Raw genomic sequence first — 8,548 nt, forward strand, 5'->3', positions numbered from 1 at the left:
CGCGATGTTTGTACAATTGAAAGATGGTTGCGGGAGTAGGATTTGAACCTACGACCTTCAGGTTATGAGCCTGACGAGCTACCGAGCTGCTCCATCCCGCGTCGTTGCTTATTTATTATTATATGCGTAATAATAATAAATAAAAGAATAAAATCACACTATTACATATATTTATATATCTATTAACCTTTCTTAACATGATAGTAAATTATATACATAACAATCTGTGCAATGAAAAATATAACTTGATATTGTGGTTCCCTGTTTTTCAGTGTGCAGGAATTTTAACCTATTTCTCATTAAATTTTGAACCAAGCTGTGCTTTCACTATATCTATTTTTCTCTTGCTTTCACCTATACTAATTCTGATTGCAATATTATACAGGAAATACGCAATATTATGCATTTCTTTAATTGCAGTGCTCATAGGATTTACAGCCAGCAAATTCAGAACAGATTCAGTTAATACTCACATTCTTGATAAGGAAAGGTATGTGAAAGATATTGTTGCTACAGTGAAGGATATTAACGATAGGGGCTCATATAAACAATTTTTGCTTTATGAAATAAAAAACACGAAGTTCAAGCTGGATAACATCAGAATATCAGTTAAAACCAAAGCGGAAGAAGGCATTAAAATAGGGGATCAAGTAAAATTATCAGCAAAACTCTTTCCTCCAAAAATTGCGCCTTCGGAATATGCATATGATTTTGCAAGAATAGCATATTATCAGAAAATAAGTGCAACAGGCTTTGCAACAAGCAAAATAGTCCTGTACAAAAAGGCTGAAGCAAGAAAATTTCAAGAGTATATAGAATCTTTCCGTCAATATATCTATGAAAACCTACAGCAAAATACCAAAAAGCCACACGCGGACATAATCTCTGCATTATTAATTGGCAAAAAAGACGGGATAGATCAAAAAACTATGAATGCGATACGAGATTCAGGTATAGCACATTTATTCGCTATATCTGGTTTACATTTATCGTTTGTTGCTGGTCTATTTTTTATAGTATTCCGTAATTTATTTGCAATATCTGAAACTTTGACTCTTAAATATAACACTAAAAAAATATCTGCATTCTTTACTATCTTGCCAACTACCTTTTATTTGTTGATTACCGGTATGCAAATTTCTGACCTTACCCAGAAAAAGTAGACAGAAAGTTAAGACGTTTTTGCTATGAGAATGATGAATCAAAAAGCTCAGGAATGCAATAGTTAATAGTAGAATGTCTACGCTGTTTATTATAAAAAATTTCTATATATTCAAATATTGCGGTTTTAGCTTGTTGTGCAGAGTGTTGTGAAGTATCAATGAGTAACTCTCTCTTAAGTGAACTAAAAAAGCTCTCTGAAACAGCATTATCATAACAACAACCTTTGTGACTCATACTAGAAGTAATATTTTTTGTACTTAGTAAAAATTGATAATTTTTAGAGGTGTATTGCGATCCTTGATCGCTATGAAATAGTAGATTTTTAGCAGATTTGCGCCTACCAATAGCCATGAATAACGCATCTATAACTAATTGCCTATTTACTGCATTACTCATTGACCAGCCAATCACCATGCGTGAATATAAATCTATTATTGCTGCCAAATATAACCATCCTTCATTAGTTTTTATGTACGTAATATCAGTTACCCATATCTTGTTAGGTTGATCAGCGATGAAATTCTGATTTAATATGTTAGGAGTTATAACTCTATTGTCTATTTGTGGTTTTTTACTTTTAAACTTTCGTCTAAGCTTAGCTTGAATGCCATTTTTCTGCATAACATTTTGCACTGTTTTGATGTTATAATTTTTACCTAAAGCCTTTAATTCAGCGTGAATTTTAGGAGCTCCGTATCTGCATTGTGATGCTCGATATACCTTCTGAATATCTTGTATGAGCTCTTCTCTTATTGATTTTTTGTTGTTTTTTTCCTTAGTAATCCATTTATAATAACCACAAGCAGATACGTTCAAAAATCTGCATAATTCCCGTATTTTATAGCAGTTTTCATGTTCTTTTATAAAAGAATATTTTACTCTTTTTGGTTTGCAAAATATCCCAGGGCTTTTTTTAAAATGTCTCTTTCCCTCGTTACTCTTGCCAGCTCTTTCTTTAAATCAAACTTTTCTTTGTCACAATGAGCTACTTTCCCTTTTCCTGGAAACGCATCTACTCCAGACATTCTATCATTGTATGTTTTTACCCATCTGCTTAATGAATCACCGCTAATACCCAAATCTCTTGCTATTTTTGCTGATGATTGACCTGTTTCTTTTACTAGTCTTATAGCTTCAATTTTGAATTCTGCTGTATATTCTTTTCTTTTTGTCATACCACACCTCTTTGAAAAAACGTTTTATTTTACTTCAAAAACGTCTTAACTTTCTGTCTACTTTTTCTGGGTAAGGTCACTTTGTAAATTGACCTTGTTAGCAAAGAAAGCTAATATCTATAAATAGATCACCATCTGAATATGGAAACCGATATCGTAATAATAGGTGCAGGGCCTGTTGGAATATTCACTGCTTTTCAAGCGGGAATGCTTGATATGAGATGTCATGTAATAGATGTTTTGGATCAAGCAGGAGGACAATGCACAGCTCTTTACTCAGAAAAGCCAATATATGATATACCTGGTTATCCTGTAATTACTGCCCAAAAATTAATTGAGCGACTAATGGAGCAAGCTTCACCGTTTGAGCCTGTTTACCATTTAAGTCAAAAAGTGGAAAAGATTTCAAATAACGAAGGTGAAAACTTTACTATCATAACGAACATAGGTACAGAGGTAAAATGCAAAGCCGTTATCATTGCTGCAGGTAACGGAATGTTTGAACCTAACCGTCCACCCTTAAGTGGTATATTAGAATATGAAAATAAATCTGTATTTTATAATGTAAATAAAATTTCTGATTTTCAGGACAAAACTATAGTCATTGCAGGGGGGGGGGATTCTGCGGCTGATTGGACTGTAGAACTTTCTAAAGTTGCAAAGAAAATTTATGTGATACATAGGAGAAAGGAATTTCGCTGCACTCCTGAAACTAGAAATAAATTAGAATCACTTGAAAATAATGGAAAGATAGAACTGGTAGTGCCATATCAATTACACGAACTAGCAGGAGGTAATGGGCAGTTGAGCGCAGTGATAGTAAAAAACATTGCCTCTAAGGAAGAAAAAGAAATATCCACTGATTTTCTGCTGCCATTTTTTGGATTGTCAATGAATCTTTGGCCAATAAACAGTTGGGGTATAGAGTTAGAACATGGCCGCATAACTGTCGACCCAGCTACACTTAGAACCAGTAGAGATAGAATATATGCAATCGGAGATATAGCTACTTATCCAGGCAAACTAAAATTGATACTAAATGGCTTTGCTGAGAGCGCCATGGCTTGTTATCACATATACAAAGTAATTCACAATTCTCCAGTTAATTTTCAATATTCAACTTCAAAGGGAATTCATCGAAATTAAAGAGTAAAGAGATCCATGAACCTGCATGCAGTTATCTCAAGCATAAGGGAATACAAACGAAAAAGATTACTTTACAAATTCCCCCAACTCCCTTGCCATGACGTATATAACAATGTTGCAAAAAATAATATCATAGAGTTCAAGAAGACGATTCCTAGAGGATTACTCATCTATAAAAGACAGAATCTTATTAGCTATTTAGATGTAAAAGGTAAGCTAAATTTTTACAAGGAAAAAACAGCAATTGACTAAAAGAGAGCGCTGGACGAGGCAACTTAATTGGTTTGCTATTTCAACCACCATAACTAATACCAATAATCGTTATTGGCAAGACAAATGAGGTAGGTTATAAATTTGCTTAACTCCCTAATTATAGGCAAAAAGAGCTCCTTTTCATGTGTTTTATTACTAATGGGAATTGGTATAAATCAACAAATTTTGGAAAAAAAACACCGTGTTTTAAGAACCTTATTTATCGACATATAAAATTTTTTCTTGCCTCTTTTCAAAGAATAAAACATCTTAAATTAAGAATATTGATAATTCTTTATAGGGGGTTATTATGCACGTAGGAAATTCTAATAGTCAGCAGGTAAGTCAGAATTTGCTACCTTCTTCAACTCATTCCTCTGATGAGGAGTACTGTGATGCTAGTGATAAGGTTGAGAGATCTTCTATATCTTGTGAAAGTGATTCTGACCTGGAGTCTATTCCTACTGTATCACATTTTAAGCAGCGTACTTGGAAAGACGGCAAATCTGGAAAAGCTGATCAAAGTAGCTTTAATAAAAATAAGGGAACAAGGAAGTCATTTGGTGAAAATGGATATACAGAGGGACAATGGGAGAATAATCATTTAATAAAACTAGATTCGTGTCAATTTACTCATCCATATAATAATAAAACAGTTTATATCAGGAAGCAAAGTCCAAGTTATTTATTTACTTTTGATCAGGAAAACTTTATTGCAAGAGTAAGCTTCAACAAGATTAAAGAGTTAGATTTTGCTGGGCATCCTATAGATATAAAACGAAATTTTCTTAAAAAGCTTAAAATTACTAAAATTATAGAAGATGAATTATTAAATGACAGGGATAAAGCTTATGAACAGTTTAAACAACTTTTGCAGGATAGAAGTGGTAAAACTGCAGATAATCTTGAGTATGCAGAGGATCTTTTTCAGTTTTCTAAAAGATTAGAAGATTGGAGAAAGTTCTCTAGTAATATATTGATATTAGATGATATAGTTAAGAATAAGAACATTTCGTGCGAGACGAATAGTAGTAATCAACAATTGCTTGATAAAGAAAGAGCTCTGGATGTAAGAAAGAAAGAGTTTTCTCAGGTTGATCAATTTTATACAATGGATTTACTAACAGGATTACAGCAGATCTGTAAAGGTGGAATAAATAATCATAGAAACACCTTACATGATAAATATTTCGGGTCTATTTTTGTGATGGCTCCATCTATCATGGCAGATCATTTATCTCGCTTGAATGATAAGTCAATATTTTATATCAGCAATAAAGATATAGAATTGTTTGCAGACCTTATTGACATGATGAATAAGCAACCTTTTCTAGATTTTATAGGCAATTCGTGGGACATTTTGTTTAAAAATGTAGAGGAAATAAGGCAGCATGAGTCAGTAAGAAATTTTGCGCCTTTAACCAATCCTATTTATTTTTATCTTTGTAAGAGCTTTAAGGAGTTAATTTTAGAGATTAGTAGTAAAACAGACATTCCTGTTAATGATTTGCTTAAAAAAAATGAACAAGGAAAATGGGGCTTGATAAAAACTATAAATTGGCCATCAACTTCCTCTTTAAACCACTCTCTTGAGCAGCAATATCGCTTTATCTTTACACTAATGGAACATTTTAAACCAGGTTATTATTCTAACAAAAGGAATTTTGAGTATGAATTCAAGTTATTACAAAATTCTGGTGATAAAACACCATGGCAATTTATCAAGAGCTTGTTTGTTAGCAGTGACAAGTTGTCAGCTATACCTGAGGAGCGCTTAGTATGGATTTATATTCTTGACAATGCTATTGCCAACCTACTTTCCAAAGAAGAATTAAAGTTATTTGAACCTCTTCTAACAGGATACACAAATTTCATAAGTGAAACAAAAGATGATCATTATGAGTTGTTCAGAATAGTAACGCACAATACTGCAAGGTTTATCACACAGACAAGACCTTATCTCTCAAAAGAAGTTAAGAAAATTGATCAAGACATTTTAACAAAACAAATAGAATCTATCAAGAAGGCATTTTTAGATAGACAATCTGATGATTTTAGAGATTTGGTAGATGTATATAATGAGTATTGGAAGAATAGGGAATCTATTTTAGAAAAAATTCCTGATAAATTTCCTTATGGGAAGTTCAAGCAAGACATGGAAGAAATACGTCAAACATTACTTAATATTGCAAGTACTGTACTTGATCAAAAAGCAAAATCACAAGAGTTAATTAAGTACTTTAGATCATTTAATGAGTTTTTAGAGGATTTAAATAGTATAGAATTCAGTTGGTTTATTAAAGGAACTAATAATGACTTAACTGAAGTAGAAGTAGCCAATAAAGATAAAAATTCATATAAGGTTTTAGATCCTGAAAATTTCATCAAAAAATATAAGGATAATATCCCTAATCACTACTTAATTGAAATCACTCAAGATCTATTAAATAGTGTAAGTAATTTACTTGAGCAAAAAAAATGGTCTGATGACGATAATTTGAGTGCAGCAAGTGAGTTACTGTCAGCAATTAAGAAATCTTTTCTTTATCTAAAGGAGCAACCTAACTACGTGTCTTTCGATATATTCAAAGAAGAAAGTACAAAGCCGTTTATTTCTGTAGTAGGGAATAGCATATCTTATGAGGATTTTAAAAAACGAATTGGTATCATAGGGGAATCTTTTTGGTATTTAAGAAAACAAGATGAGATTGATATAGACAAAGCTTTAGAGCTATATAGAAAAGAAAACAATAATAGCACAGTAGAAACACTAAGAGATTGCTATAACAGATACTTAAAAGAATTTAACTCCTATATACAAGAGACTTCTGACAAAAATTACCAAGATAAAATTAAATTTATTACTGAAAAGGTACGGGAGCAATCAAAACAAATTAAAATTGATGAATGGAACACAAAATTCAAGAGAGAAACTTTACCTGATCTTCTTGCTGGATTAGCTGCTGTGTGGTCTATACAAGAATCAAAGGATATTGCAAGTACAGGAAAAAGCTTAAAGCCACATTGTATTCAAATATTATGCATTTTGCGATTGTTAAGTGTTGATAAAGACTCTAAAGGTGTTGATAAGCATCTTGCACAAGTCTTAACAGGACAAGGCAAATCGCTTGTACTAGGTTTACTCTCTTCACTATTAGTATTGACAGGTCATAAGGTCAGAACTGTTTGTTATAGTGAATACTTAGCAACTCGAGATCAACAAGATTTTAACGGCTTTTTTAAGGAGTTTGGTATTGGTGACAAGATAACTTATGGTACATTTGAGAAGATGGCAAATGAAGTGATAAAGCCTGAGGTAAATGGCAAGAAGCAAGGTTTAAGAGAATTAGTTGAAGGTCTTATTTTAAATCACAGTGCGGAGCAATCTGGACAGATAAAGCAAGAGGATATTAGTAATACTACTCTTTTAATAGATGAAGTGGATGTTTTCTTTTCTGATCAATTCTATGGGAATACTTATGGTGCATGTAATACTATAAGAATTCCAGCATTAGATAGTATTCAGGAAAAAATATGGGAAATGGCCAGCAAAAATTATGAAAAAAGTACTATTTTGAAAGAGGTAGAAGAATTCATTAAGAAAAAGATAGGAGAAAGAAATCAAGATTTTAAAGAATTTAATAAATTTTTATTTAAACCTGGAAAATACTATCTTTTGAAAGAAAAAGATAATGTGGTTATTAAAAAAGAATATACTAATCGGTCTCTCTATCAAGAACATCTAGAGGAAATGATTGATGCTGCAATACGTGTTACAAAAGGAAGTGATCAAGATTGGTACATTAACAACTATAAAATTAACGATAAAGGAATCATAAGTTATAGAAAATCCGATGGGATTTATTCTACTCACACTTACTGTGGTTACTATAACATATTTAATTATTTTAGATTGAAGAAAAAAGACTTTGATTGTAAAAATTATGGGTATTTGAATATAGGTTGTGGCGTAGTATCTTATGCAAAATTGCCTGAGAAATATCCTCTTATCTTAGGAGTGAGTGGTACCTTAGCTACGCTTAATGATCATGAGAAAAAAGTGGTAAGAGAATCTTATAACATCAGAGAAAATTCCATCATGCCATCTTTTTTTGGTGATTCTCATTTAAAATTTAATTCAAGTGAAAATTTTACATCTCAGAATTCAGAAGAAGAATGGCTCAGTAAAATTTTTAATCATGCAAACTCTAAGGTTGGTTCAGGACAATCAGTGTTAATATTTTTTAATACAGATATAGAAATAAACAAATTCAAAGAAAAATTCTCCGGTAAATTTGATCGATTGCATACATTAACAGAAAATACTGAAGAGCATGCCAAAGAGAAGTATATTGATGAAGCAGGTATTGCAAAAACAATAACGCTAGCAACAAGAGGTATGGGTCGTGGTGTTGATTTTAAGTCTAGTGTTGCTGTAGAAAATAGCGGCGGGGTGCATGTTATACAGACATTCTTTTCACTTGATATAAAAGAAGAAACACAGATTAAAGGTAGAACTGCACGTAAAGATAATAAGGGTAGTTATGAATTGATACTCTGCAAAGAACATTTGATAAATGCTGGATTTATGAAGGAAAAAGAAGCTCCTGTAGATTATCAAAGCTTAAATACAACCAGAAAATTGAAGATAGAAGAAAAAGGCTCAAATAATGAAGAGAGAATTAAAAAATCAGAAAGCAACCATAAGATAACGATCGATTTTCTTGAATCTTTTTTTCAAAAAGAATGTAGCACTAATATAGATCAGCCATCTGTGGAACCAGCAGTAAATAGACAACAAAATAGGTAGG

At 32.0% G+C, this 8,548-nt stretch carries 2 protein-coding genes, 1 tRNA gene and 2 pseudogenes; 3 read left to right on the top strand and 2 right to left on the bottom strand.

Going from position 1 to position 8,548, the window contains the following annotated elements; all coding sequences use genetic code 11:
• Positions 1-24 precede the first annotated feature (24 nt).
• Positions 25-101, bottom strand: a tRNA-Met gene (locus ACQH21_RS08120).
• A 96-nt stretch (positions 102-197) separates the two neighbouring features.
• Here ACQH21_RS08120 and ACQH21_RS08125 point away from each other — a divergent pair.
• Positions 198-1,142 (top strand): annotated as a pseudogene (locus tag ACQH21_RS08125) (ComEC/Rec2 family competence protein); the annotation flags it as partial.
• Positions 1,143-1,185: 43 nt separating this feature from the next.
• Here ACQH21_RS08125 and ACQH21_RS08130 read toward each other — a convergent pair.
• Positions 1,186-2,339: pseudogene (locus ACQH21_RS08130) on the bottom strand (IS3 family transposase).
• Positions 2,340-2,480: 141 nt separating this feature from the next.
• Here ACQH21_RS08130 and ACQH21_RS08135 point away from each other — a divergent pair.
• Complete coding sequence (locus ACQH21_RS08135) at positions 2,481-3,485, top strand: NAD(P)/FAD-dependent oxidoreductase (RefSeq protein ID WP_265041907.1); 1,005 nt, start codon at positions 2,481-2,483, stop codon at positions 3,483-3,485.
• Between the two features lie 562 nt (positions 3,486-4,047).
• Positions 4,048-8,547 (top strand): hypothetical protein, encoded by a 4,500-nt coding sequence (locus ACQH21_RS08140; RefSeq protein ID WP_425384220.1) that lies wholly within the window; start codon positions 4,048-4,050, stop codon positions 8,545-8,547.
• Position 8,548 lies beyond the last annotated feature (1 nt).

Source organism: Wolbachia endosymbiont (group B) of Eupithecia inturbata (assembly GCF_964030915.1).
Lineage (GTDB): Bacteria > Pseudomonadota > Alphaproteobacteria > Rickettsiales > Anaplasmataceae > Wolbachia.